This is a genomic window from Streptomyces sp. NPDC051576, from assembly GCF_040681835.1.
In the GTDB taxonomy this organism is placed as follows: Bacteria; Actinomycetota; Actinomycetes; order Streptomycetales; family Streptomycetaceae; genus Streptomyces.
The window spans coordinates 65350-91297 of record NZ_JBFAZO010000020.1 but is presented as its reverse complement, the minus strand read 5'-3'; the positions used below and the strand labels follow the sequence as shown (position 1 = coordinate 91297).

Annotated in this window: 26 protein-coding genes; 10 read left to right on the top strand and 16 right to left on the bottom strand. The window is 72.2% G+C overall.

All coding sequences use genetic code 11. The annotated features are described in order from the left end of the window. Positions 1-2: 2 nt before the first annotated feature. From AB0M63_RS43625 to AB0M63_RS43615, 3 genes are read left to right on the top strand one after another with little or no spacing between them, the layout of a single operon-like run. Positions 3-755, top strand: a complete 753-nt coding sequence (locus tag AB0M63_RS43625; RefSeq protein ID WP_355918687.1) for a 5-oxoprolinase subunit PxpA — start codon at positions 3-5, stop codon at positions 753-755. Next, the gene (locus AB0M63_RS43620; RefSeq protein WP_366023293.1) at positions 752-1369 is read left to right on the top strand and encodes an allophanate hydrolase subunit 1; all 618 of its coding nucleotides are present in this window, start codon (positions 752-754) and stop codon (positions 1367-1369) included. The genes AB0M63_RS43625 and AB0M63_RS43620 overlap by 4 nt, the downstream gene beginning before the upstream one ends. Continuing rightward, complete coding sequence (locus AB0M63_RS43615) at positions 1366-2235, top strand: biotin-dependent carboxyltransferase family protein (RefSeq protein ID WP_366023292.1); 870 nt, start codon at positions 1366-1368, stop codon at positions 2233-2235. Before AB0M63_RS43620 ends, AB0M63_RS43615 begins: the two co-directional genes overlap by 4 nt. 13 nt (positions 2236-2248) lie before the next feature. Here AB0M63_RS43615 and AB0M63_RS43610 read toward each other — a convergent pair whose 3' ends face one another. From AB0M63_RS43610 to AB0M63_RS43590, 5 genes are all read right to left on the bottom strand, one after another. Beyond that, positions 2249-3109, bottom strand: a complete 861-nt coding sequence (locus tag AB0M63_RS43610) for an SGNH/GDSL hydrolase family protein (protein ID WP_366023291.1) — start codon at positions 3107-3109, stop codon at positions 2249-2251. Continuing rightward, a complete protein-coding gene (locus AB0M63_RS43605) occupies positions 3106-4269 on the bottom strand; it encodes a glycosyltransferase (protein WP_366023290.1) in 1164 nt (387 codons plus the stop codon). The genes AB0M63_RS43610 and AB0M63_RS43605 overlap by 4 nt, the downstream gene beginning before the upstream one ends. Continuing rightward, on the bottom strand, positions 4266-5393 hold the full coding sequence (locus AB0M63_RS43600) for a glycosyltransferase family 1 protein (protein WP_366023289.1): 1128 nt from the start codon (positions 5391-5393) through the stop codon (positions 4266-4268). The genes AB0M63_RS43605 and AB0M63_RS43600 overlap by 4 nt, the downstream gene beginning before the upstream one ends. 139 nt (positions 5394-5532) lie before the next feature. After that, positions 5533-6951, bottom strand: a complete 1419-nt coding sequence (locus tag AB0M63_RS43595) for a HEAT repeat domain-containing protein (RefSeq protein ID WP_355918485.1) — start codon at positions 6949-6951, stop codon at positions 5533-5535. A gap of 336 nt (positions 6952-7287) precedes the next feature. Further along, entirely contained in the window at positions 7288-7680 is a 393-nt protein-coding gene (locus AB0M63_RS43590; RefSeq protein ID WP_366023288.1) for an ankyrin repeat domain-containing protein, read from the bottom strand. Positions 7681-7936: 256 nt separating this feature from the next. On the opposite strand from AB0M63_RS43590, the gene AB0M63_RS43585 reads away from it, so the two are divergent. Then, a complete protein-coding gene (locus AB0M63_RS43585) occupies positions 7937-8131 on the top strand; it encodes a hypothetical protein (RefSeq protein ID WP_019066471.1) in 195 nt (64 codons plus the stop codon). Between the two features lie 34 nt (positions 8132-8165). Continuing rightward, entirely contained in the window at positions 8166-9743 is a 1578-nt protein-coding gene (locus tag AB0M63_RS43580) for a hypothetical protein (protein ID WP_366023287.1), read from the top strand. Between the two features lie 54 nt (positions 9744-9797). On the opposite strand, the gene AB0M63_RS43575 is transcribed toward AB0M63_RS43580, so the two are convergent. Next, the gene (locus AB0M63_RS43575) at positions 9798-11300 is read right to left on the bottom strand and encodes a PLP-dependent aminotransferase family protein (protein WP_366023286.1); all 1503 of its coding nucleotides are present in this window, start codon (positions 11298-11300) and stop codon (positions 9798-9800) included. Between the two features lie 64 nt (positions 11301-11364). On the opposite strand from AB0M63_RS43575, the gene AB0M63_RS43570 reads away from it, so the two are divergent. From AB0M63_RS43570 to AB0M63_RS43555, 4 genes are all read left to right on the top strand, one after another. Next, positions 11365-12054 (top strand): hypothetical protein, encoded by a 690-nt coding sequence (locus AB0M63_RS43570; protein WP_366023285.1) that lies wholly within the window; start codon positions 11365-11367, stop codon positions 12052-12054. Beyond that, positions 12051-12818, top strand: coding sequence for a glycerophosphodiester phosphodiesterase (locus tag AB0M63_RS43565; RefSeq protein WP_366023284.1), 768 nt, complete (start codon positions 12051-12053; stop codon positions 12816-12818). The genes AB0M63_RS43570 and AB0M63_RS43565 overlap by 4 nt, the downstream gene beginning before the upstream one ends. Before the next feature lie 39 nt (positions 12819-12857). Further along, a complete protein-coding gene (locus AB0M63_RS43560) occupies positions 12858-14207 on the top strand; it encodes an MFS transporter (protein ID WP_366023283.1) in 1350 nt (449 codons plus the stop codon). 255 nt (positions 14208-14462) lie between these two features. Further along, positions 14463-14837: an RNA polymerase-binding protein RbpA gene (locus AB0M63_RS43555; RefSeq protein ID WP_003977404.1), complete on the top strand. Its 375-nt coding sequence runs from the start codon at positions 14463-14465 to the stop codon at positions 14835-14837. 99 nt (positions 14838-14936) lie between these two features. On the opposite strand, the gene fxsA is transcribed toward AB0M63_RS43555, so the two are convergent. The 4 genes from fxsA to AB0M63_RS43535 all read right to left on the bottom strand — a co-directional run bounded on the left by fxsA (position 14937) and on the right by AB0M63_RS43535 (position 18990). Continuing rightward, on the bottom strand, positions 14937-15494 hold the full coding sequence (gene fxsA / locus AB0M63_RS43550) for an FxsA family membrane protein (RefSeq protein WP_355918504.1): 558 nt from the start codon (positions 15492-15494) through the stop codon (positions 14937-14939). A gap of 72 nt (positions 15495-15566) precedes the next feature. After that, entirely contained in the window at positions 15567-16367 is an 801-nt protein-coding gene (locus tag AB0M63_RS43545; protein WP_355918507.1) for a polyprenol monophosphomannose synthase, read from the bottom strand. 533 nt (positions 16368-16900) lie between these two features. Next, positions 16901-18502 carry an amidohydrolase gene (locus tag AB0M63_RS43540; protein ID WP_366023282.1) on the bottom strand — a complete coding sequence of 534 codons (1602 nt, stop codon included), beginning with the start codon at positions 18500-18502 and terminating at the stop codon, positions 16901-16903. Positions 18503-18549: 47 nt separating this feature from the next. After that, positions 18550-18990 (bottom strand): Lrp/AsnC family transcriptional regulator, encoded by a 441-nt coding sequence (locus AB0M63_RS43535; protein ID WP_317881683.1) that lies wholly within the window; start codon positions 18988-18990, stop codon positions 18550-18552. Positions 18991-19199: 209 nt separating this feature from the next. On the opposite strand from AB0M63_RS43535, the gene AB0M63_RS43530 reads away from it, so the two are divergent. Then, positions 19200-19634, top strand: coding sequence for a hypothetical protein (locus tag AB0M63_RS43530; RefSeq protein WP_355918513.1), 435 nt, complete (start codon positions 19200-19202; stop codon positions 19632-19634). A 10-nt stretch (positions 19635-19644) separates the two neighbouring features. Here the strand turns inward: AB0M63_RS43530 and AB0M63_RS43525 are convergent, their stop codons facing one another. The 6 genes from AB0M63_RS43525 to AB0M63_RS43500 form a co-directional block, all read right to left on the bottom strand. Then, on the bottom strand, positions 19645-20739 hold the full coding sequence (locus tag AB0M63_RS43525; protein WP_366023281.1) for a phosphotransferase family protein: 1095 nt from the start codon (positions 20737-20739) through the stop codon (positions 19645-19647). A gap of 12 nt (positions 20740-20751) precedes the next feature. Continuing rightward, positions 20752-21852 (bottom strand): hypothetical protein, encoded by a 1101-nt coding sequence (locus tag AB0M63_RS43520; RefSeq protein WP_355918519.1) that lies wholly within the window; start codon positions 21850-21852, stop codon positions 20752-20754. 343 nt (positions 21853-22195) lie between these two features. Next, a complete protein-coding gene (locus AB0M63_RS43515) occupies positions 22196-23377 on the bottom strand; it encodes an acyl-CoA dehydrogenase family protein (protein WP_366023280.1) in 1182 nt (393 codons plus the stop codon). Between the two features lie 230 nt (positions 23378-23607). Beyond that, the gene (locus AB0M63_RS43510) at positions 23608-24267 is read right to left on the bottom strand and encodes a TetR/AcrR family transcriptional regulator (protein WP_366023279.1); all 660 of its coding nucleotides are present in this window, start codon (positions 24265-24267) and stop codon (positions 23608-23610) included. A gap of 65 nt (positions 24268-24332) precedes the next feature. Next, positions 24333-24479 (bottom strand): SCO1431 family membrane protein, encoded by a 147-nt coding sequence (locus AB0M63_RS43505; protein ID WP_355918529.1) that lies wholly within the window; start codon positions 24477-24479, stop codon positions 24333-24335. 101 nt (positions 24480-24580) lie between these two features. Continuing rightward, positions 24581-25942 (bottom strand): peptidase C39 family protein, encoded by a 1362-nt coding sequence (locus tag AB0M63_RS43500; RefSeq protein WP_366023278.1) that lies wholly within the window; start codon positions 25940-25942, stop codon positions 24581-24583. Between the last annotated feature and the right edge of the window lie 6 nt (positions 25943-25948).

The following is a 25948-nucleotide window of genomic DNA, read 5'->3' as shown; positions in this document are numbered from 1 at the left end:
TGATGATCGATCTGAACGCCGACCTCGGCGAGGGCTTCGGCCGCTGGCATCTCACCGACGACGAACAGCTCCTGTCCGTCGTCACCAGCGCCAACGTGGCCTGCGGCTTCCACGCGGGGGACGCGGTGACCATGCGGCGGGTGTGCGAGCTGGCGGCCGAGCGCGGCGTACGGGTCGGCGCGCAGGTGTCCTACCGGGACCTGGCGGGGTTCGGGCGGCGCGCGATGGACGTGCCGCCCGCCGAGCTGGCGGCCGAAGTGGCGTACCAGATCGGTGCCTTGGAGGTGTTCGCCCGCGCTGCGGGCACGCGCGTGTCGTACGTCAAGCCGCACGGCGCGCTCTACAACCGGATCGTGCACGACCGGGAGCAGGCCGCCGCGGTGATCGAGGGCGTGCTCCTCGCCGACGCCTCGCTGCCGGTGCTCGGGCTGCCCGGCTCGGTCGTGCTCGACCTGGCCGGGAAGGCGGGACTGGAGGCCGTCCCTGAAGCGTTCGCGGACCGTTCCTACACCGACGAGGGCACGCTCGTGCCGCGCCGCCAGGAGGGCGCGGTGGTCACCGACCCCGAGGCCGTCGTGGAGCGCTCGCTGAGCCTGGCCCGCTCCGGGACGGTCGACGCGCTCTCCGGGGCGCGCATCGAGGTGCGGGCCCGCTCCCTGTGCCTGCACGGGGACACGCCCGGCGCCGTCGAACTGGCCCGCAGGGTCCGCGAGCGGCTCGTGGAGTCGGGTGTCCGGGTGGAGGCCTTCGCGTGAGGGCCCTGCCCGTCGGGGAGGACGCACTGCTCGTCGAGGTCGCCTCCGGGGAGGAGGCCGAGGCTGTCCGCGCGGAGCTGCTGCGGCGCCGCGCGGAGGGGCTGCTCACCGTCCGCGAGATCGTCCCCGCCGCCCGCACGGTCCTCCTCGACGGCCTCGCCGACCCGGCCCGTCTCGCCGCCGAACTGACCACGTCCGAACTGCCTCCCGCTCCCCCACGCGCGCGTGAGGTGGTCGAGCTCCCGGTGCGCTACGACGGCCCGGACCTCGCCGACGTCGCCGCCCTGTGGGGCGTCCCCGAGCGGGAGGTGGGCCGCATCCACGCGGCCACCGAGTTCCGTGTCGCCTTCTGCGGGTTCGCCCCCGGTTTCGGCTACCTCACCGGCCTCCCGGCCCGCTACGACGTCCCGCGCAGGGCCACCCCGCGCACGGCCGTCCATGCCGGTGCCGTGGGCCTGGCGGGCCCGTACACCGGCGTGTACCCGCGTGCCTCGCCGGGCGGCTGGCAGCTCATCGGCACGACGGACGCGGTCCTGTGGGACCACACCCGTGAGCCGGCCGCGCTGCTGTCGCCGGGCACGCGGGTGCGCTTCGTCCCGGTGGCGGACGTATGACGGACCGCGCCTTCGCCGTCGTCCGGGCCGGGGCCCTGACCACCGTGCAGGACCTGGGGCGGCCCGGCCACGCGCACCTGGGGGTGCCGCGTTCCGGGGCGCTCGACGGGCCCGCGGCGGCGATCGTCAACCGGCTGGTCGGCAATCCCCCCGAAGCGGCCGTCCTGGAGACGACCCTCAACGGCTGTGCCGTACGGCCTCGTTCAACGATCCTCGTGGCCGTCGGCGGCGCACCGTGCCCGGTCACGGTGGACGGACGGCCCGTCGGCTGGGGCGCACCCGTGCATGTGCCGGCCGGGGCCCTCCTGGACATCGGCACGGCCGTCTCCGGAGTGCGCTCCTACGTCGCCTTCGCCGGCGGAGTCGGCGTGGAGCCGGTGCTCGGCAGCCGCTCCACGGACCTGTTGTCCGGGCTCGGCCCGCCGCCGCTCACGAACGGCGCCATACTGCCGCTGGGGTCGCCGATGACCCGCCACGCGTGCGTGGACGTCGCCCCGCAGCCGGCTCCCCCGGCCGAACTGGTGCTGCGGGTGACCCAGGGGCCTCGTGCCGACTGGTTCACGCCGGAGGCCGTCCGCGCGTTCACCTCACGCGCCTACCGGGTGTCCTCGGCGAGCAACCGCATCGGGCTGCGCACCGAGGGGCCGGCCCTGGAGCGGGCCCTGACCGGTGAACTCCCCAGCGAGGGCATGGTCCTGGGCGCCGTCCAGGTGCCACCGGACGGCCGCCCGGTGGTCTTCCTCGCCGACCATCCGACCACCGGCGGCTATCCGGTGATCGCCGTCGTCCGCCCCACGGACCTCCCGGCGGCCGCCCAGGCGGTGCCCGGCACCCCGGTCCGTTTCGTGGCCGTACGCCGACGCTGAGCCCCCGTACGCCCTATGCGGCGTCCGGCTGTTCCTGCTGCACCGAAAGGGAGGCCAGCGCCATCGACACCGCGTGGGACGCGCTCAGGTCGAGCCGCGCGCTGGTGCCCCGCGCGCGGTGGCGCATCTCGTTCGCGGCCAGCCGGAGGAGCTGCGGCAGCAGATCGGTGCAGCGGCGGGCCACCCATCCGGTGCCGGCGGTCGCCAGCCACAGCAGGCTGGCCGACCTGGTGGGTGCCGGGAACTCGGGCTCGGGGGAGGGTGCGGCCCCCGAGGCCACGCCCTCCTCGGCGAGCAACGCGTGGAAGCGCAGGGCAAGTTGACGGTGACCCCGCTCGCCGGGGTGCAGCCGGTCCGCGCTCCAGATCGCCCGGTCCATGATCCACTCGCCCTCGGCCACGTGCAGATGCACGGCCCCGTACCGCTCGGAGAGCGCGTGCACCACGGTGTTCACCGCCCGCTGCCGCCGGGCCAGCGGGCGGGCCAGCGCGCCCGGCAGGCCGAGCATCGCGCCGGGGTCGGGCAGACAGGCCGTGAGCAGGACCGCGCCCTGCTCGGTGAAGGCCGCGTAGACCTTGTCGAGGCGGGCGGCGAGGGCCTGTATGTCGAAGGTGCAGCGCAGGGTGTCGTTGACGCCGATCACGACGGACACGACGTCCGGGTTCAGGGTGAGCCCGGCCGGGGTCTGCCGTTCCAGGACGTCCCGGGACTGCGCCCCGCTGACCGCCAGGTTCGTGAACTCCACTGTTTCCTCGGGCTGTTCGGCCAGCCCGTCGGCGAGCAGCGCGGCCCAGCCGCGCCAGGCCTCGCCGACGGGATCCCCCACGCCCTCGGTGAGCGAGTCACCGAGGGCGACGAAACGGACCGTTCTCATGCCACGACTCCGGGCACGAAGCGCCGTACCGGGACATCCGCGTCGTGTGCGGCGAGGAACGCGTCGACCGCGGTGTGCCAGCCGAAACACTCCGCACGCGCGCGTGCGATCTCCCTCCGCTCCGCCTCGGGGCGTTCGAGCAGCATGTCCACGGCGTCCGCGAAGGCCGCGCCGTTGTCCGCCGCCGTGGCGCCGGCGGAGCCGATGACCTCGGGGAGCGCGGAGGAGGCGCTGGCCACCACGGGCGTGCCGCAGGCCATCGCCTCCAGCGCGGCGAGCCCGAAGGTCTCGGCGGGCCCGGGTGCCAGGCACACGTCGGCGGAGGCCTGGAGCGCGCCGAGCAGCCGCCGGTCGGAGACGTGACCCAGGAAGGTGACCGGCAACCCGCGCTCCCGCGCCCGCTGTTCGAGCCGGGCCCGCAGCGGCCCGTCCCCGGCGACCACGAGGACCGCCCGCCGCCCGCGCCGTACCAGCGCCTCCAGGGCGTCGAGCGCCGTGCCGGGCTTCTTCTCCACGGAGAGCCTGGTGCAGGTCACCAGCAGAACCTGGTCCACGCGCGCGTACTCCGCGCGCACCACCGGGTCCCGCAGCGCCGGGCTGCGCCCCACCAGGTCGACGCCCAGCGGGGCCCGTACGACATTGCGGGCGCCGATGCGGACGAACTCCCGCTCGGCGAACTCCGTGGTGCACACCACGCGCGCGTAGGTGTGCGCCGTACGGACGTTGAGGGCGTCGGCGGTCCGCCGGGACATGTTCTCCGACAGGCCCCAGGTGCGCAGGACGCCGTCGGCGGTCTCGTGGGACACCATCACGGCGGGGACGCGGGCCCGCCTGGCCCACTTGCCGGTCCAGCGCAGGGTCGTACGGTCGGAGACCTCCAGGCGGTCGGGGGCGAGCTGCTCCAGGAGGTTGGCCACGCTCCGCTTGTCGGCGAGGACGCGGTAGCCGCCGGTGCCGGGCAGCAGCGGGCCGGGCAGGGTGATGACCCGGCCCTGCTCGGTCTCGCGGTCGGTGTGACGCTCGCCGGGCACGATGAGGACCGGGTCGTGCCCGGCCTCCTTGAAGCCCTTGCCCAGCTCGCGCAGGGCGGTGCGCAGCCCCCCGGAGGAGGGGGCCACGAAGTTGGCGAGCCGCACGATCCGCAGCGAAGCGGTGTTCATGCCGCCACCACCACCTTGCGCGCGGCGAGGACATCGCCGTAGTGCGCGATCAGTTGGTCGCCGACGGCCGCCCAGGTGCGGCCCTCGACCATGGCCCGCGCGGCGGCGCCGTACTCGGCCCGCAGCGCGGGATCGGCGGCCAGGGTCCGTACGGCGTCCGTCACCGCGTTCTCGTCGCGCGGCGGGAAGAGGAACCCGGTGCGCCCGTGGGCGACCAGGTCCAGCGGTCCGCCGGCGGCGGGCGCGACGACGGGAACGCCGCTGGCCATGGCTTCCTGGACGGTCTGACAGAAGGTCTCAAAAGGTCCGGTGTGCACGAATATGTCCAACGAGGCGAAGATACGGGCGAGCTCGTCGCCGGTACGCCGGCCGAGGAAGACCGCGCCCGGCAGCGCCTCGGTGAGGTGCGGCTGGCTGGGTCCGTCGCCGACCACCACGACCCGGACGCCGTTGAGGCCGCAGGCGCCGGCGAGGAGTTCGACCTGCTTCTCGGGGGCGAGCCGGCCGACGTAGCCGACGATCAGCTCGCCGTTCGGGGCGAGTTCGCGGCGCAGTGCCTCGTCCCGGTACTCGGGGCGGAAGCGCTCGGTGTCCACCCCGCGCGGCCAGAGCCTGACCCGGGGCACACCGTGCGCCTCAAGGTCGCCCAGGGCCGCGCTGGAGGGCGCGAGGGTGCGGTCGGCGGCGGCGTGCACGGAGCGGATGCGCCGCCAGGCGGTGGCCTCGCCGGCGCCGACGTACGTACGGGCGTATCCGGCCAGGTCGGTCTGATAGACGGCCACGGCGGGGATGCCGAGCCGGGCCGCGGCGGCCATGCCGCGGACGCCGAGGATGAAGGGGCTGGCCAGGTGCACGATGTCGGCGCGGTGTTCGGTGATGGCCGCGGCGACGCGTCGGCTGGGGAGGGCGACACGGACCTGGGGGTAGCCCGGGAGCGGTAGGGAGGGGACACGGATGACAGGGCACGGCGACTGGGCGTCGGGCCCGCTACCGGCCGAGGTGGCCGGCGCGACGACGAGCGGATGATGACCGCGATCCACGAGGTGCCGGGCGGTCTGGAGCGCGCAGTGGGCCACGCCGTTCACATCGGGGGGAAAGGATTCGGTCACGATGACGACACGCATACCCGTGTTGTCGCCGTGCTGGACGTGCCCGCGTCAACGTGGATCTATGCGAACGGTGAACGTCCCATGAGCGTTGCGCTCCACACCCGAGCAGGTCAGACGGCGTCCATGCCCGTCTGACCCGCGAGTCATCCCACGTTCACACTGCGGGGGCGTCGGGCCCGATCCGGCTCCGTACGGCTGTCTGGACCTCCGCTTCCTCCGCCGGGTCGGCGGCGAGCCTGCGGAGCTGCTCCACGACCCGGGCGTCACCGGTCTCGGCGTGCCGGGCGGCGATCTCGCGGGTGGTCTCCTCGCAGTCCCAGAGGCACTCGACGGCGAAGCCGGTGGGGTAGGAGGGATCGGTGGCGGCCAGCGCCCGGGCGGCCCGGCCGCGCAGATGGGACGAGGCGGTCTCCCGGTACACATGGCGCAGGACGGGGGCGGCGCAGGCGATGCCGAGGCGGCCGGCGCCGTCGACGAGGGTCCACAGGGTGGGGGCGTCGGGTCCCTCGCCCATGACGGCCTCCCTGAGGGCGCCGAGGACGAGGTCGCTGTCCTGGGCTCCGCCCCGGCAGGCGAGCATCCGTCCGGCGGCGGCACCGAGCGGGTCGGGGCGGCGGGCCCAGCCGCGGGCCCGGTCGACGGCGGCGATCGAGCGCATCCGTTCGAAGGCGTCGACGGCGGCCTCCACCACGGGCGCCGAGCCGGCGGCCACCGCGCGCTCGATGAGCTGGAGGGCTTCGGAATCGTTGCTGTCGGCGAGATAGCGCAGGGCGGTGCAGCGGGCTCCCTCGCTGCCGTCCTTGGCCGCCTCGACGATCTCGGGCCGGTCCTCGGGGCCCGCCACGGCGCTGAGGCAGCGGGCGGCGGGGACGTGCAGGGCGGCTCCGCGTTCGAGGCCCTGTTGGGCCCATTCGAACACCGCTTGCACGCTCCACCCCGGACGGGGCCCGGATGGTCGCATCTGGCGTTGCCAGCGGTCGAAGCAGCCGGCTTCCTGGGCGGCACGCACGCGCGTGGCGATCGATTCGCGTGCGTCCTCGGCCCACAGCCGCCAGGGCCGGGGTTCGAAGGCGTCCCGCACGGCGGTGGCCAGCTCGGCCTCGCCCTCCGGGTCGGCCGGGAAACGCGCCAGGACGGGGGCGGCGAGGGCACGCAGGCCCGCGTCGTCGTCCCGGAGCGCCAGCTCGTCCAGCGCCCAGGCCCAGTTGCTGCCCGAGGCCGCGTACCTGCGCAGCAGTTCGAGCGCGTCCCGCCTGCCGTAGGAGGCGAGGTGCCCGAGGACGGCGAGCGCGAGGCCGGTGCGGGACTCCTCGGTGTCGAGGACGTCCTCGGTGTCGAAGAGGTGGGCCTCGACGGCGTCCAGGTCGCCGTTGAGATCGAGGTACAGACGGGCGTAGTACAGGGAGCGGTTCTCCACCTGCCAGTCGTGGCGGGGGTCGCGGAGCACACAGTGGTTCAGCGCCGCGAGTGCCTCGGCACGCGGGGCGGTGAGCGCGTGCAGTGTGCCGTCGCCGCGGCCCCGCTGAAGCAGGCCGAGCAGCGTACCGCTGGGCGCTATGACCGGTTCGAACATGGGAAACAGCCTCACATCAAGCGTCGACGCAACCGGGGGACGTGCACTACCTGGCCGCGTGACAACACGTCGGGGCGCCCGCCGTTTCCTGCTTGCTGTAGACCATTTTCCTCTGCCTCTCGTCGGTGGCCCATGCGGGCCTCATCACGGCCCGCGCGGTGCGGCATCACCTGCCCGGCCATCGCGTCCGTAAATCACGACGTCATGATGACCCGGCAGTTCTCGCTGCCGCGACCGAAATTTCGGGCGGCCCGGTGCTGCCTTCCCCCGTTTTCCCCCGTTTTCCTTGTCGTACCTGGTCAGAAGGCCCGTCTTTGCTGCCGACAGACCCGTACCTCAGTGCGCGCCGAACAGCTCCAGCAGCTCTGACTTGCCGAACATCCGCGCCGTGTCGACCGCCGAGGGGGTGCCCGCGGCCGGATCGGCACCGGCCTCCAGCAGAACCTCGATCACCTCTTGCTCACCCTTGAAGACGGCCCCCGCGAGCGGCGTCTGCCCCCGGTCGTTGATCCGGTCGGCCTCGGCACCCCGTGCCAGCAGGGCCCGTACGGCCTCGGCGTGGCCGTGGTAGGCGGCGAGCATCACCAGGGAGTCACCGCGGTCATTGGTGAGGTTGGCCGGAACGCCCGCGTCCACATAGGCGACCAGCGCCTCGGTCCCGCCCCGGCGGGCCAGGTCGAAGATCTTGGTCGCGAGCTCCACGACCTCGGGGTCGGGGGCTTCACTCATCGGCCTGACCGCCTCTCACTAGTACGGGTGAATCGCCAGCGTACTGGCTCCGCCGACACATGACCGGCACCCTCCGAGGCAAAGATCACCATCGGGTCCGACACAGGTGAATCCCCTGCTCAGAGGGCCCGAATGCGTTCCACCATCCGAGGGAAATCTGCCGAAATTCACCCACTTGCACCTTTTATCGTATGGATACATCCTGTGATCCTGGAAGAACTCATGGTGACTGTCCCCACGAACCAGGAGAGCTCAAATGATCCTGTCCATGTCAGGCGTCGTCCTTCTCGGCATCATCGTCTTCCTCTTCTTCAAGAAGGACGGACTCAAGGCCTCGCACGCCATTGTGGCGGCGCTCTTCGGCTTCTACATGGCCAGTACGGCCATCGCCCCCAGCATCAAGGCAGGCGGCGAGAGCCTGGCGAGCCTCCTCGGCGGCATCAAGTTCTGACGCAACCACCCGTACGCACCGTCAGGAGACAGCAGTGGCCCGGCGCCCCCTCCCCCGCATCCTGAGCAACGGCACCGCACAGCTCGCCCGGAGCCGGGAGCTGGCCCGGACGGCGGCCGACAGCGCCACCGACGTCCTCCATCCGCTGATCACGATCACTCGCGGTCTGCGCCGGCTGGCATCCGCCGGGCGGCGCAGATGGGCCGACACCCCCAAGGACAAGCGCGGGCCGCTGCTTTTCCTGCTGGCCTCGGTGGTCCTGGTGGTGGCCCTGGTGCCGTACGGCCCGCTGCTCGCCGTCATCGTCCTGATGGCGGCGGCAGCATGGCACGGCCGGGACCGCACCGCGCCGGCGCCCGAAGGCCCCGACGAGTCCCAGACCCAGCGCCTCCAGTCCCTCTACGAAGCACTGGTGCCCTACTTCTCCACCGCCGAGGACCCGGCGCCCCTGTTCGCCCACGGCGGCGACTGGGAGCAGGCCTTCCCCGCCTACGAGTTCGACGGCGAGGGCCGCATCGCCCATCTGGTCGTCCGCTACCCGGCGTACTTCACCGACGGCGAGGCCGACTCCCGCGCGCGGATCGAACAGCTCCTCACCGCGAAGTCCGGCCGCGGCCGGGAGTACCACTTCATGTGGGACGAGGAGGGCAACCAGCTCACGGTCGGCGTCCTCGCCCCGCTCCCCACCGACATCGCCGCCCAGCGTTTCGTCACCGCCCCCGGCGAGACCGTCCTGGGCTTCACCGACCCGACCCAGGTCCACCGCACGCTCCCGCTCACCCACGGCGCGGAGCAGCGCGACGTCCCGCCGGTCGTCTGGCGCACCGGCGTCCGCTCCACCGAGCCGAACCTGCTGGTCATGGGCCAGCCCGGCAGCGGCACCTCCACGCTGCTGCGCTCCATCGCGCTCCAGGCCCTCCAGTACGGCGACGTCCTCATCGTGGAGGGCGGCGGCACCGGCGAGTACGCCTGCCTCACCGGCCGGGACGGCGTCCTCGCGGTCGAGTGCGGGCTCGCGGGCGCGCTGGCCAGCCTGGAGTGGGCCGCGAGCGAGACGGAGCGCCGACTGATCGCGGCCAACCGCGCCCGCCAGTCGGGCCACCCTGCGCCGGACGACACCAGGCGCCCGCTGTGGATCATCCTGGACCGCCCGAGCGCCTTCGCCCATGTGGCGGCGGCCGACGGCCACAAGGACCCGCAGTCCCTCCTCCAGGTCCCCCTGCGGCACGGCCGCGCGGCCAATGTGACCGTGGTGGTGGCCGACCAGTTCGACAGCGCGGACACGATCGGCGACGCCGTACGCCAGCACACACGCGCGCGTGTCGTCCTCGGCCCCGCCACCACCCAGCAGTTGGAGGCGGTCCTCGGCGCTCCCCCGCACACCACGCCGATCGCCCAGATGCCCCCCGGCCGCGGCTACGCGCGCCTGGGCAGCGGCCCGGTGCACCGGCTCCAGGTCCCGGCGACCCCGGACCCGTACGACGACGCGACGAACGACGCGGACCGCCAGGCGGTGCTGGCGCTGCTGCCGCCGCACACCACACCGGCGGACGCGGCGGAGACGGTGGCGACAGAAGCGGTGGTGGAGGCCGCGGTGGTGGAGACCTCGTAGCAGCCGGGGCCGGCGCGAGCGGTCGCGCCGGCCCCGGGTGGAGTCCCTTCCCGTCTACGCCACGAACGTCCGCGGCGCGTCGCCGCCGCCCCCGGTGACCCCGTTCTCCACCAGCCGGGCCGCGGCGGCCAGCCGTACGGCCGCTTCCTCGGCCACCGCGCCGCCCACGGTGAACGGCAGCCGCACATAGCCCTCGAAGGCCCCGTCGACCCCGAAGCGGGGCCCGGACGGCACCCGCACCCCCACGCGCTCCCCCATCTCGGCGAGCCGTGAGCCCGACAGCCCCCCCGTGCGGACCCACAGCGTGAGTCCGCCCCGGGGCACCTCGAACTCCCAGCCGGGCAGCTCCCGCCGTACCGCCGCGACCAGCGCGTCCCGGTTCTCGCGGGCCTGGACGCGTCGGATGTCGACCGCCTGTTCCCAACCACCGGTGCTGAACAGCCAGTTGACGGCGAGCTGTTCCAGTACGGGGGTGCCGAGGTCGGCGTAGGCGCGGGCGGCGACCAGGCTGCGGATGACGTCGGGAGCCGCGCGCACCCAGCCGATGCGCATGCCCGCCCAGAAGGCCTTGCTGGCGGAGCCGACGGTGATGACCGTCGAACCGGCCGGGTCGAAGCCGCAGACAGGGCGTGGCATGTCGACGCCCTCGTCGAGCCACAGCTCGGTCATCGTCTCGTCGGCCACGAGCACGGTCCCGGCCGAGCGGGCCGCGTCCACCAGCCGGCGCCGCTGGTCGTCGTCGGCGAGGGCGCCGGTCGGGTTGTGGAAGTCGGCCACGACGTACGCGAGTCGGGGCGCGGCCTCCCGCAGGACCTGCCGCCAGCGGTCCATGTCCCAGCCGGAGAGCCCGTCCGCCATCGCCACGGGCACCAGCCGGGCACCCGCCTCCCGCATCAGCTGGAGGATGTTGGCGTACGAGGGCGATTCGACCGCGACCCGCTCGCCGCGCCCCGCGAAGAGGTGGCAGATGGCGTCGATGGCACCCATCGCACCGGTGGTGACCATGATCTGCTCGGGCATGGTCGGGATCCCGCGCAGGGTGTAGCGCTCGGCGATCATCGCGCGCAGCGCGGGCAGCCCGGCCGGATAGTCGCCGTGCGTGTGGGCGTACGGCGGCAGCTCCTCCAGGGCGCCCTGCACGGCCCGGGTGAGCCACGGCTCGGGCGCGGGCAGCGAGGCGCAGCCGAGGTCGATCACCGAACCGAGGGCCTCCGGAGGCAACGGCTCCAACCCGCGCGCGGGGAGCGGGTTCCCGGCCGGCACGGCGGTCCAACTGCCCGCTCCGCGACGGGACTCCAGGAACCCCTCGGTGCGCAGCGCCTCATAGGCGGCGGCGACCGTGGTGCGGCTGACGGACAGCGCGAGCGCCAGCTCCCGCTCTGCGGGTAGTCGGGCGGCCACCGGGACGCGCCCCTCCAGCACGAGGAGGCGGATGCCGTCCGCGAGGGCCCGGTAGGCGGGCGGACGGCGGGTGCCGGGCCCGGCCGGGCGGTCCTGCTGGGAGTTGAGCAGCCGGGCGAGCTGTGCGGCGCCCATCGCCGAGGTCCACTGCGCCATGGAAACCAGTCCACCTTCCCGGAATTGGCCATGGATACCGTTCCTTCTCAAGCCACAGAGTGTCATGCGTCAGGCCACTACCACCACCAGGGGGCACCCTTTGTCCACGCGAAACCGTCTCGGACGACGGTTGGTCCAGCTCTACGTCGGACTCGCGCTCTACGGCGCCAGCTCGGCGCTCCTGGTGGTGTCGGGCCTGGGCCTGGAGCCCTGGAACGTGCTGCACCAGGGCCTCGCCGAACTCACCGGCCTGACGATCGGCGTCGTCTCGATCATCGTGGGCGCGGCGGTGCTGCTCCTGTGGATCCCGCTGCGCCAGCGCCCCGGCCTGGGCACGGTCTCCAACGTGTTCGTGGTCGGCCTGGCCATGGACGGCACCCTCGCACTGGTGCCCGAGGCGCACGGCCTGGCCGTACGGATTCCGCTGCTGCTCGCCGGCATCCTGCTCAACGGGGTCGCGACCGGCCTCTACATCTCCGCGAGCTTCGGACCGGGCCCGCGCGACGGACTGATGACCGGGCTGCACCGGCGCACCGGCCGCTCCATCCGCCTGATCCGGACGGCGATCGAGGTAGCGGTCGTGGCCACCGGCTTCGTTCTCGGCGGCACCGTCGGCATCGGCACCCTGCTGTACGCGCTGGCGATCGGCCCGCTCGCCCAGTTGTTCCTGCGCGTGTTCGCCGCCCCGTCGGCATCCGGCGGCAGCACGGTCGTAGCCGCCGGGTCACCGGAGGCGGCGATACTGCCCGGGTGACCACGCTCATACGTCATCCGTATCTCGACCACCCCGGCCCCATCCCCTTCGCCCACCGGGGCGGCGCGGCGGACGGCCTGGAGAACACCGTGTTCCAGTTCCGGCGCGCGGTCGAGCTGGGCTACCGGTACATCGAGACGGACGTGCACGCCACGGCGGACGGGAAGCTCGTCGCCTTCCACGACGAGACCCTGGACCGGGTGACCGACGGGGCCGGCCGGATCGCGGACCTGTTCTGGTCGGACGTGAGCCACGCGCGCGTGGCGGGCCGCGAACCGGTGCCCCTCTTCGAGGAGTTGCTGGAGACCTTCCCCGAGGTGCGCTGGAACGTCGACATCAAGGCGGAGCCGGCCCTGCGCCCCTTCCTGGATCTCCTGGAGCGCACCGACTCCTGGAACCGCGTCTGCGTGGGCTCCTTCTCCGAGGCCCGCGTGGTCCGCGCCCAGCATCTGGCCGGGCCGCGGCTGGCCACGTCGTTCGGCACGCGAGGGGTGCTGAACCTGCGGCTGCGCTCCTGGGGAGCGCCCCTCCCGGTGCGCCGCTCGGCGGTCGCCGCCCAGGTTCCCGAGGAGCAGTCGGGCGTCCCCGTGGTCGACCGGCGCTTCGTCCGGGCCGCCCACGCGCGCGGGGTGCAGGTCCACGTGTGGACCATCAACGAGGCCGATCGCATGCACCGGCTCCTGGACCTGGGAGTGGATGGCATCATGACCGATCACATCGACACACTGCGCGAGGTCATGGTGGATCGGGGCGTCTGGGCCTGAGCCCCGGGTCGACGCGTGCACGGGGAAGCGAGGGCACGGGTGGGCACCGACACCCTGCGGTCACCGGCGGCCGACGAGGCCGCCGAGCGGCGGCGCGAACAGCGCGGCTGGTACTTCTACGACTGGGCCTGCTCCGTCTACTCGGCGAGCGTGCTGACCGTGTTCCTGGGCCCCTATCTGACGTCGGTAGCCAAGTCGGCGGCCGACCCGGACGGGTTCGTGCATCCCCTGGGGATTCCGGTACGGGCGGGATCCTTCTTCGCCTACACCGTCTCCGCGTCCGTCATCGTGGCGGTCCTGCTGATGCCGCTGGCGGGCGCGGCGGCCGACCGGACCGGCCGCAAGAAGCCGCTGCTGGCGCTCGCCGCCTATGTGGGCGCGACCGCCACCACGGGACTCTTCTTCCTGGACGGCGATCGCTATCTGCTGGGCGGTTTCCTGCTGATCGTCGCCAACTCCTCGGTGGCCGTCTCGATGGTCGTCTACAACTCCTACCTCCCGCAGATCGCCCCGCCCGAGGAACGGGACGCGGTCTCCTCTCGCGGCTGGGCCTTCGGCTACGCGGCCGGTTCCCTGGTCCTGATCGCGAACCTGATCCTGTTCACCGCCCACGACTCCTTCGGCCTGTCCGAGTCGATGGCCGTCCGCATCTGTCTCGCCTCGGCCGGCATCTGGTGGGGCGCCTTCACCGTCGTACCGCTGAAACGGCTGCGCGACCGCGGCCGTACGGCCTCCGAGGCACCTACGGCGCAGGGCTGGCGGCAGCTCGCGGCGACGGTCCGGGACATGCGCGGCAAACCGCTCACGCTGTCCTTCCTGTTCGCCTACCTGATCTACAACGACGGCATCCAGACGGTGATCTCGCAGGCCTCCGTCTACGGTTCCGAGGAGCTGGGCCTGAGCCAGTCGACGCTCATCACAGCCGTGCTGATGGTCCAGGTGCTCGCGGTGGCCGGCGCGCTCGGCATGGGGCGACTCGCCCGGGCGTACGGAGCCAAGCGGACGATTCTCGGCTCGCTCGTCGCATGGACGGTGACGCTGGCCGCCGGATACTTCCTGCCCGCCCACGCGCCCGTCTGGTTCTTTGTTCTGGCCGCCGGGATCGGGCTGGTGCTGGGCGGCAGCCAGGCACTGTCGCGGTCCCTGTTCTCCCATCTCGTACCGCCCGGCAAGGAGGCCGAGTACTTCTCGGCGTACGAGATGAGCGATCGGGGCATGAGCTGGCTGGGCCCCCTTCTGTTCGGGGTGACATACCAGCTGACCGGAAGTTATCGGGACGCCATCGTCTCCCTGGTGGCCTTCTTCGCCATCGGGTTCGTGCTGCTCGCACGGGTTCCGGTGGCCCGGGCGATCAGCGACGCGGGGAATCCTCTTCCCGAGAGGATTTAGCGCTGGAGGCGAAAGGGCGGTAGTGTACGCGTTTGGCCTGCCTGGCGTACCGTTACTGCGCGTCAAAGATGACGAATCGCTAGGTGACATCTGCTAGTAGATGTGACAAACCGGGCGCTGGTGGGTACAACAAGGGGCGGCTACGACGGCGACGCATGACCCCGTACGGGAATCTTTACCGCCGACCGGACGTTGACCGGATGACGACGACAGCGACACCTGTCCTGTGGGCGACAAGCCCGGGAGGCACGATTCATGAGTGAGCGAGCTCTTCGCGGCACGCGCCTCGTGGTGACCAGCTACGAGACGGACCGCGGTATCGACCTGGCGCCACGCCAGGCCGTGGAGTACGCATGCGAGAAGGGACATCGCTTTGAGATGCCCTTCTCGGTCGAGGCGGAGATTCCGCCGGAGTGGGAGTGCAAGGTCTGCGGGGCCCAGGCACTCCTGGTCGACGGCGACGGCCCTGAGGAAAAGAAGGCCAAGCCCGCGCGTACCCATTGGGACATGCTGATGGAGCGGCGCACCCGCGAGGAACTCGAAGAGGTCCTTGAGGAGCGTCTTGCCGTTCTCCGTTCCGGCGCGATGAATATCGCGGTACACCCGAGGGACAGCCGCAAGTCGGCCTAGTCCTGAAGGTGCGGAGCGGTTCTACCGCACAAGCAAGTAAGCGCGGGCGCCGTACGAACGTGTACGGCGCCCGCGCTTTTGCCTGTCCGGAGTGGAGTGTCAGCGGGTGAGCGGCGGGCGCGGGTCCTGCGGGGCGCCGCCGTCGGGCTCGTCCCGTACGACCTCGCCCTGGACGACCTTGCCGTCCGGGCGGTGCATACGGGCCTGCTGAAAGGCGTCCCCGAGGGTTCCCGGGGCGGCCTTGCCCAGCTTCCGCTCGACCGTGCGCTCCGCATAGCGCGCCAGGGCCTTCTGGACCGGCGGAACCAGCAGGAGCAGCCCCGCCACGTCCGAGATCAGCCCCGGGATCATCAGCAGCAGCCCGCCCAGCATCATCAGGCCGCTGCCACCGCCGCTGGCCGGGGCGGTGCCCTGCTGCACGGCCTGGCTCAGGTTCTGGAAGGCCCGCCGGCCCGCCCGCTTGATCACCACCGCGCCGAGCACGAACCCGGCGAGCAGCAGCAGGAAGACCGTCAGCCCGCTCGACGCGCCCGCCACCACGGTCAGCAGCCAGATCTCCAGCACCAGCCACGCGGCGATGCCCAGCGGCAGGAACGTGCGCAGCCGGGAACGCGGAGGCCGGGCGGCGGTGGAAGGGGTAGGTGCGCCAGTCGTCATACGTCCAGTGTGCCTGGGCCCGGCTCAGTGCGGGATAAGGGCATGATCGACGAGGCCTGTGAGGTCGTGGGGCTACGGCTGTGTGGGCTTTCCCCGGCCGCGGAGCTTGCCGATCCGCTCCCCCACGCCCCAGGTGGTGACCCGCCACAGGGCCTCGACGAGGATGTCGCGGCTCATCTTGGAGTCGCCGAGTTCGCGCTCCACGAAGGTGATGGGGACCTCGACGACGTGGTAGCCGGCCTTGACGGCGCGGCGGGCCAGGTCGACCTGGAAGCAGTAGCCCTGAGAGGCCACGTCGTCCAGTCCGAGGCCTTCGAGGGTCTCGCGCCGGAAGGCGCGGTAGCCGCCCGTGATGTCGCGCAGCGGCAGGTCGAGGGCCACGCGCGAGTACAGGCTGCCGCCGCGGGAGATGAACTCACGGGACTTCGGCCAGTTCACCACCCGGCCGCCGGGCACCCAGCGGGAGCCGAGCACCAGGTCCGCGCCCTTGAGGGCGGTGAGCAGCCGGGGCAGCTCCTCGGGCTGGTGGGAGCCGTCGGCGTCCATCTCGATGAGCACGCCGTAGCCGTTGTCCATGCCCCAGTGGAAGCCCGCGAGGTAGGCGGCTCCGAGGCCTTCCTTGCCCTTGCGGTGCAACACCTGGACCTGTTCGTCCTCGGCCGCCAGCTCGTCGGCCAGCTTGCCCGTGCCGTCGGGGCTGTTGTCGTCGGCCACGAGGACATGAGCCTCGGGGACCGACTGCCGCACCCGACCGACGATGGACTTGATGTTCTCCGCCTCGTTGTAGGTCGGGATGATCACCAAGGCCGTGCCGAGCGGGCCGAACTTCCGCCCCTGGGCCTGTGCCGCGAGGGCTCCGTCGCCGTCGTTCACTGCTGCCCCTTCATGTCCGTACGCAGGCGTCCACCATAGTGGCCACCGCCTGGGATGACGTGCCAGGCCGTTCGTACGGTGGTGTCGATTCGACAAGAACGGGGTAAGGATGCCCATTTTGGCACCTGTGTGCTGCGGATGGGGGCCCGGCGCCCTTCGGGCCGACCTGGGACCCGCCGGCTGCGGGTCGACCAAAGCCGTTGTCTACTGGACGTCCGGGCCCCACCCGGGTCACACCAGCCGACCGGCCGGAACGTTCCCTCGCCGTGGCGCTGGCGCTGAGCCTGGCTCCCAGTGACGGTGCCCCGGTGCGGCACACCATCCCTGACCCAGCGGCGCTTCGGCGATTGTTCGGAGGTTCCCCGGTCGGGCGTCCGGTGGTGGACTCGGACGAACCTACCGGCCCCCTGCGCCCGCCTGTCAACAGCGGTCTGATCTGCACTTTCTCCGTCAACCGGCTGGTCAGGGCAGAGGATGCGCAGGTCGCGCGACAGGCCGGCGGCCGTGGATCGGGGGCGCGCCACCCCGGGAGATCACTCGCCCGGCCGTACGAACACCGTCCGTCCGCCCACGACGGTGCGCAGGCAGACGGGGAGCTCGCCGCCCGGCGTCAGGTCGGGCAGTCCGGGTGTGCCGGAGCGCGGGTCCGTCGACCAGCGCGCGACCCGGTCGTCGGGCGCCTGCACGACCAGGGCGTCGGTCCGCCAGACGGCGTAGTCGGCGGGCGCGCCCGGGACCAGAACACCCGCGTCGTCCCGTCCTACGGCCCGCCAGCCGCCCCGCGTATGCGCGGTGAACGCGGCGCGCACGGAAATCCGGTGTTCACCCGTCCGGTGGAACGCGGCGGCGCGGACCGTGCCCCACGGGTCGACCGGGGTGACCGGACTGTCGGAGCCGAAGGCGAGCGGAACACCGGCCCGGAGCAGGGCCGCGAAGGGGTTCAGGGCGCGGGCCCGCTCGGCGCCCAGGCGCTGGGCGTACATGCCGTCCTCCCCGCCCCACAGGGCGTCGAAGGCGGGCTGCACGGACGCGGTCAGACCCAGTTCGGCGAAGGCCGCGACGGTCTCCGGGGTGAGCAGCTCGGCGTGTTCGACGCGGTGCCGGGCGGCGCGCACGCGGGCCAGGCCGACCTTCTCGGCGGCGATACGGACGCCGTCGACCACGGCGGTCACCGCGGCGTCCCCGATGGCGTGGAAGCCCGCCTGGAGGCCCGCCTCGGTGCAGGCGACGACATGGGCGGCGACGGCGTCCGCATCCAGGTACGCGATGCCGGTGTGCCCGGCGTCGGCGTACGGCTGGTGCAGGCAGGCGGTGTGCGAGCCGAGCGCGCCGTCCACGAAGAGGTCCCCCGCCGCTCCTACGGCGCCCAGCTCGCGCGCCTTGGTCACGTCCTGCTCGGCCCAGTAGCCGACGACGCGTGGTCCCAGCTCCTCGGCAGCGAGCCGCAGCAGGCCCGTGAAGTCGTCCTCGGAGGAGATCTCGGGTCCCGCGCACTCGTGGACCGAGCCGACACCCAGGGAGGCCGCGTGGGCGAGGGCGGCACGCTGGGCCGCGGTGCGCTGCTCCGGCGTGATCGCGGCCAGCGCGGTGGAGCGTACGGCGTGGTGGGCGTCGGCGGTGAGGGGGCCGTCCGGGGCCTCGAAGCCGGGGACCAGGTCGAGCAGGGCCGTGCTGACGACCGCGGAGTGGACGTCGATGCGGGAGAGGTAGAGCGGGCGTCCGCCGGTCGCCGTGTCGAGTTCGGCGCGGGTCGGCGGGCGGCCCCCCGGCCAGCGGGCGGCGTCCCAGCCGTGGCCGAGCAGCACGCGGTCGGCCGGGCGGGCGGCGGCGAAGTCCCGGACGAGGGACAGCGCCGCCTCCAGGGAGGGCGCGTCGGACAGGTCGAGGCCGGTGAGCGCGAGGCCGGTGGCAGTCGTGTGCACATGTGCGTCGGCGAACGCCGGGGTGACCAGCGCGCCGTCCAGGTCGACCACCTCGTCGACCCCGTCCGCGAACGCGTCGGCGGCCCCCTCGGAGCCGACCCAGGCGACCTGGCCGCGCTCCACGACCATCGCGGTGGCGAAGGGGTCGGCGGGGCTGTGGACTTCGCCGCGGCGGAGCAGGACGGTGGTCGGTTCGGGGGTGCGCTCACTCATGGGGAACAGTCTCGCGCCTCACCGGCACGGCCCCGCACGCAGGTCGGTCAGATGCGCGGCGGGCGGGCCTCGTACGGCGTCGACAGCACCACCGTGGTCCGGGTCGAGACCCCGGCCAGACCGCGCAGCCGGGCCAGCAGCTCCTCCAGTTCGTGCGGGGTGGACACCCGCACCTTGAGGATGTAGTTCTCGTCGCCCGCGACGCTGTGGCAGGCCTCGATCTCGGGGACGCCGGAGAGGCGCTCCGCGATGTCGTCGGGGGCGCTGGGGTCGAACGGTTTGACCGAGATGAAGGCGGTCATGGGCAGGCCCACCGCCTCCGGGTCGACCACCGCCGCGTACCCGCGGATGACACCACGCTGCTCCAGCCGGCGCACCCGTTGGTGCACGGCCGACGTGGACAGGCCCGTGGCCTTGCCCAGGTCTGTGTAACTCATCCGCCCGTCCTTGACGAGCAGCTGCACGATTTGTCGGTCCAGCTCCTCCATGGCGCAAGAACTTACATGGCGGCTGATCTCCTCCGATAGCCGAGCCGCGCAGGTCATACCCGGTTCGTGATGTTGCATGTGACGAACGCCACAGGCCCCGAACGCTCTCCGTGATGGTCTCGTGATTACCGCGGAGACGGGACGGGAAGTGCTTGCTGTGGTCGAGGCCGCAGCGCCTTCACGGCCCAGCCCAGTAGGGGGAGAAACCCATGCAGAGTCTTAAGCGCCCTGGACGCACCGCGCCCAAGCGGCCGCAGCTCGTCGTCGAGCCCGAGCCGGAGGGCGTCGAACCCGACGGTTTCGAGGCCGACGAGCTCGACGAGTACGACACCTTCGAGATGTACCGGGTGATCTGCCCGGACTGCGTGCAGCCCATCGCGCTCCTCGCGGACGAGGAGGTCCTGCCGGAGCACGCGCTGTGCGCCTCACCGTGGAACCCGTTCGGGCTGACGGTCTGCGCCGGCACGGGACGCCAGGCGGCCGACGCCCGCTCCGCCGACGAGTCCGCGGAGCTCCAGGAGCAGGACACCGCGCTGCTGTTGACGCTCCCTCAGGGGCTGGACTGGCGCACCCAGCCCTTCTCGCACGTCGGCGGTCCCAGCTCGCGCCCGATGCGCGTGCCGGACATGCGCCGCGCCGCCTGAGCGCTCTCGCTCAACCCCAGTAACTGCCCTGCACCATGGCCCGCAGGCTGCCGTGGTGCAGGATCAGTGTGTCCGGGTCCGCCGGGACGGCCGTCTCCCCGAAGTGCACCTGCCGATAGGCGATGCGCAGCATCACGATCGCGTGCCGCAGCGCCGCGTACAGGGTGTAGAAGTCCATGTCGCGCGGGGTGTGGCCGGTGAGTTCGGCGTACCGGGCCTCCACCCGGTCCCGGCGGAAGAACTCCGGCAGGCCCGCCTGGCCGAAGGCGACCGTGAGGTCCTGGAAGAAGCGATGCAGATAGACGGTCCAGCCGAGGTCCACCTCGCGCGGGGCCGTCGCCGCCATCTCCCAGTCCAGGACGGCGACGGGGTCGAAGCCGTCGTAGACGACGTTCCCGATGCGCGCGTCGCCCCAGTTGAGGACCGGTTCACCCGGGTCGGACGGCCAGAGGTCCGTCAGCCGGTCGAAGGCGCTCTCGATCAGCGGTGAGCGGGCGACTCCGTCAACCACCCAGTCGTAGTAGGCACGTTGGGATGAGACATGGCGGTGCAGAGCGTCGCCGTCGCCCGGGAGGGTGAGGAAGTCGGCCTCCGCGAGCGGGACTTGGTCGTGGAGGCGGGCGATGAGTCCGATCGAGGCGGCCTCCAGGTGTGCGCGTTCCGCGTCGGTGGCCGCGTGCAGCCAATTGCCCTCGTACGTATAGGGCATGACGTCCGGCGGTACGCGTCCCTCGGCGCGCTCCATGACGAAGAAGGGTGCGCCGAGCGGGCCGGGGTCCTCCTCCAGCCAGTGCACCTTCGGCACCGGGAGGTCCGTGCGGTCGGCGACCAGGCGCATGGTGCGGTACTGGCGCGGCATGTCGTAGACCGGGAAGACGGAGTACGCCGCCGGGTCGGCCGCGAGTCTCAACGCGCAGGCCTGGTTCGGTAGTTCGGGGTGTTCGATGTCGAAGAGCAGAGTCTCGCTGGACATGCCGTTCGACGTGGGGACGGTGACGCGGGCGGCCCGGGCGCCGGTCAGGCGGGTGTCGAGCCAGGCGGTGAGGCGGTGGGCGAGTTGCTCGGGGTCTCGGGTGGTCGTGCGGGGGCGGGGCGCCGTCGCCATGTCTCAACTCCCCTACGGTGCGACCGAGTCGAAGCCGGTGAAGCCGCTCGGGTCGTGGCGGCCGAAGGAGCCGTGCTCGAAGATGCCGTGGCCGATCCGCCCGTCCAGGCGGAAGCGGGCCGCGTGGTCGGTGACGCCGTAGGCGGCGAGCGGCGCGGGCCGGGTGAGGTCGTAGGTGCGTCGGTCGGTCCAGGCGCGGCCGCGCCAGGTGCCGTGCTGCCAGTCGTCGGCGGGCGGGTAGCCCGCGCCGGTCGCCAGGGGTGAGGAGGTCAGGATCTCGACATCGAGTTCCTGGGGCTTGTGGGCGTCGCCGAGGCGGATGAGGGCGCGCTCGGGGTGGCGGGTGCCGGAGCGGTAGGTGATCTCGGCCTGGGGCCAGCCGAGTTGGCGGTCGCGGTGGCCGGGGCGGACGACGGTCGCCTCGTTCAGGGTGCGGTAGCCGTCGGCGTCCTCCTGGACGATGACCATGAGGAAGCGGTCCTCGAAGCGGACCGGGCACCAGATCCAGTGGAAGCCCTCGGTCGGGTGGTCCTCGGCGAGCCGGCCGCCCTCCTCACCGGGGATGGGCCGCACGCCCCAACTGCGGTCGCGGGTACCGGTCCAGTCGCCGGCGGAGACGCGGAACTCCTCCTCGCCGGCCCGGATCACGCCCTCCACCCCGCCCGCCTGGACGAAGCGGCGGCCTTCGAGGGTGAGCCGGTCGCCGCGGTACTGGACGTGGTGGGGCTCCCACAGGGCGGGAAACTCCGCGGTCCACGTCAGGTCGTACGACAGGGAGTTGTCCTCGCAGCGCAGGCGCAGTCGGCTCAGCGGCCTCTCGACCTCGATGTGCAGCGGGCCGACGGCGAGGTGCATGCGGTCCTCACCGAGGGCGTCGGAGGCGCGGACCGCGTGCAGGGTGTCGCCGGTGCGGAGGGTCGCGTAGGCGTCGATCACGCCGACGTTGGGGTAGACCCCGAGACCGAGGATGAGCAGGGCGCGGCCCTCGTGGTCGAGGACGTGGAAGATGCAGCGGTCGTAGGCGTTCCGGTCGCCGGTCGCGACGTGCTTCATCGACAGGGGGACCTGGTGCACGGGGTATTCGTCGAGGGGCACGGGACGGTCGTCTGCCACGGCTAACCTCCCCTGGGGACAGTGGAGGTGACGGTACGTCAGGAAGTGTGCGATGGCCATGGCCGGGAGCCGGACGCCGGTGAACGTACGCACGATTACCCGCGCCGGTGACCTGTTGTCGGGCTCTTACGTTGCCCTGGTATGACCCCCACATATGCGCCGACCGGGCGTCAGCGCCGTATCTACGTCCCCGCACCCGCAGAATCGGTTCAGCCGGCGCCGCCGCAGCCCCAGGATCCGCCCATCTACCGTGATCTCATGCGGACTTGGGCCGACCGGGGCCGCACCCTGCCGGGGCGTCACGACCCGGAGTGGGTGCGGCTGGCGGCGCCGCCGCTCGGGCTCAGCCAGTTCGGTGGGCCTCCGGACCCGCCAGGTGGCGGGCGATGACCATGCGCTGGATCTGGTTGGTGCCCTCGACGATCTGCAGGACCTTGGCCTCGCGCATATAGCGCTCGACCGGGAAGTCCGCGGTGTAGCCGTATCCGCCGAGCACCTGGACGGCGTCGATGGTCGCCTTCATCGCGGTGTCGGTGCAGTGCAGCTTGGCCATCGCCGCCTGCTTGGCGAACGGCCGGCCCGCGTCGCGCAGCCGGGCCGCCGCGAGGTAGAGCGCCCGGCCCGCCTCGATCTGGGTCGCCATGTCGGCGAGCATGAAGCGCAGCCCCTGGAAGTCGGAGATCGGCCGCCCGAACTGCTGCCGTCCGGTCGCGTACGCCACCGCCTCGTCGAGCGCGGCCTGGGCCAGGCCGATCGCGCAGGCCGCGATGCCGAGCCGCCCGGAGTCCAGCGCGGACAGGGCGATCGCGAAGCCCTGGCCCTCCTCGCCGATGCGCCGCTCGTCCGGGACCCGGACGCCGTCGAAGTGGACCTGCGCGGTGGGCGAGCCCTTCATGCCCATCTTCTTCTCGGGTGCCGCGCCACTCAGGCCGGGCGCGTCGCCGGGCACCAGGAAGGCGCTGATCCCGCGCGGGCCGTCCTCGCCGGTGCGGGCCATGACCGTGTAGAAGTCGGCGATGCCGCCGTGGGTGATCCAGGCCTTGGTGCCGTCGATGACCCAGTGGTCGCCGTCCCGCACCGCCTTGGTGCGCAGGGAGGCCGCGTCGGAGCCGGAGGACGGTTCGGAGAGGCAGTAGGCGCCGAGCAGTCCGCCGCCGAGCATCGCGGGCAGGTGCTCGACCTGCTGCTGCTTGGTGCCGTAGTTGGCCAGCGCGTGGCAGGACAGCGAGTGGACGCTGACGCCGAGGCCGACGGTGAGGCGGGCCGCGGCCAGCTCTTCGAGGACCTGGAGGTAGACCTCGTACGGCTGGTCGCCGCCGCCGTACTCGGAGTCGTAGGGCAGGCCGAGCAGTCCCGATCGGGAGAGCAGGGTGAAGACCTCGCGCGGGAAGTGTCCGGCGTCCTCCTCCGCTGCCGCCCTCGGGGCGATCTCGCGCTGCGCGATGTCGCGGGCCAGCGAGATCAGATCCCGGGCCTCGTCCGTGGGCAGTTGCCGGTCCACCGGTTGCGGGGCGCGGTCGGGCATGGCGACGCTCTCCTCCCTGTCGGGCACATCGGCGGGCGTACGCCTTGGGTCGAGGCGACGTGGCCGGGTACCGCACGGATGCGGCCGCTGCTCCCGCTCCCGGGTCTCGGAAGCGGCTGACCAGCGGCTCTGCGCTGTGAGTATGCCCGATCAGAGGTCTGCCGTCACCAGTTAACGACCGCTTACTTCGAGAATAACCCGGACGTCCGGAACCGGTCCGGAGCGCCGCCTCAGGCGTCCCGGCGGGCCGGGGCCGGGGCCGGACAGGCCGGGTCCAGTTCCTCGATGGCGCGCAGGGTGCCGCCCAGGGTCTTCACGAGGAGTTCGCGCATCGTCTCGCGGGACAGGTCGGGGCCGCTGATCCACTCCAGGGTCGCGCCCTCGACGCTGCACACCCAGCCGAAGAGGGCCATGCGGGCGAGCCGGGAGATGTCGGTACGGCCGTAGGCGCCTTCGGCGATGGTCGCGACGATCGCCGCGCGCACCCCGTCCCGGATGGCGTGCACCTCGGTGTCGAAGCCGACGCCACCGCTGACGATGGTGCGGTAGGCGGCCTGGTTGTGCTCGGCCCAGCGCAGATAACTGTCCATCGTGCGCTGTACGCGGTCCAGTTGGGGCAGTTCGAGGCCGCTCGCCGCGAAGTTCACCAGGTCGGCGACCGAGTCGTTGATGATCGCCAGGTAGTAGCCGCGCTTGGACTGGAAGTAGTAGTAGATCAGCCCCTTGGCGACATGGGCCTGCCGTGCGATGTCGTCCATGGACAGGGCGTCGTAGGACGTGTCGGCGAACAACTTCCGGCCGATGGTGATGAGTTCGGCGCGGCGCGCCAAGGAACGCTCGGTACCGCGCACCCGAGGACGTGGGACGTCACGCTGCTGACTGATTTCCAATTTCGACTCTGGCTCTCCAACTGGGCTGGGTCAACCGCAGTATGGCAGGTCGTTTATGCACCAGGTCACAGCAGGCCGATTTGGGTCACGAGCATCGCGATCACCACGACCAGGGTCCAGCCCATGATGTGCTCGGCGATCTTCGGACCCTGGTCCTCGGGGCCGCCGGTGCGGATACGGGTGCGGGCGGCGCCGGCTGAGTGTGCGGTCATGGTGGCTCGCAAAGGTCGGATGTGCGGTGGACTCCCCCGTTCTGTCCACCTTGCCATCCATATCACCGCCCGCGGCAGAGACCTTGGTCACAGGCTCCGGGTCAGCGCACGCCCACCGCCGCGAGTGCCTTGCGCTGGCGGGCGGTCGGCTGCGCCGGGAAGTAGAGGTAACAGACGCCGCCGGTACCGGAGGAGAGGTTGCCGGAGGCGTTGTACCGCTTGGTGCGCAGCCAGATGTTCTCCCACTCGCGCCGGTTGTAGACGCGGCGGACGGCCGGATCGCTGGGCGAGTTGGGGTCGTTGGCGATCACGTCGCCGTCGGCGGTGAAGCCGATCACGGTCATCAGATGTCCTGAGGTGCCGTACCCCGCGCCGGTCAGCTCGCTGCTGAGGAAGGACTGGGACGTTACGGCCGGGATGCCCGCCGCGATCAGTGTCTCCAGGTCCCCGAGCGAGCCGAGCCGGGTGACCACGCCCTGGAGGTCCTTGTACGTCGCCGCGTAGGCGGCGTTGAACGGCCAGTTGCCGCAGCCCTGGTACTGGTAGTCGTAGGTGAAGCGGGCCGCGTTGTCGACCTGCGGGTCCGCGTAGGTCGGGTCGACCCAGGCGAGTTGCTCCGGGGTGAGCCGGCCGCCCCAGTACTCGATGATCATCTGCGAGGAGGTGGGGCTGCACCATGCCTCGCCGCCGTTGTCGTACTCGGGGTACTGGCCGACGTGGATCTCCTGCGAGTAGCGCGGGACGATCAGCTCCTGGGCGAGTCCGGGCGTGGAGGCCGGGACGGTGAAGCGGTCGGGGATGTCCGAGCCCATCGCGCCCAGCCGCCACACGGTGGGGGTGAGCTTGGTGCCCGGCTTGCGGTAGAGGGTCAGCCGCAGGCGGTACGACGCCAGGCGCAGGCCGGTGGTCGCGTCGTCGATCGCGAAGGTGTCCGTCCAGATACTGGACTTGCCGTCCTTCTGACCGTCGACGGAGGTCCGCTTGATGTCCTGGTCGCCGGCCGCCCAGCGGCCCATCACGTACCAGGGGGTGTCGGTGCCGTCGGAGTACGTGCCGTGCAGTTCGACCTGGATCCAGGTGCCGGCGGGGGTGTGCGCGTTCCAGGAGGCGATGGTCTCCGTCGCGGGGACCGAGAGCTTGTGGACGGGGGACGTCCAGGTCGCGTACTCCCAGGCGGCGGTCTTGCCGGTGTGCGGGTCCGTGTAGTCGACGCTGCCGAGGGCGGCGCCGATGACGAGGCCGGGGCGCGGGCCCGCGACGGCCCGGGTGCCCCGGGCGGTGCCGCCGCGCCAGTCGGCGCAGGTGGTCCAGGCGTGGTTGTCGACCGCTCGGGCCGGGCCCCGGTCCGTGTCGGCGGGCGCGTCGGCGGTGGCGGCGACCGCGGGGCTCGCGCCGCTCACGACGGCGGCGGCGACCGCGGCGGCCAGGACGGTTCTGCGGGACGGCTGTTCGGCTCTGCTCATGGGCGG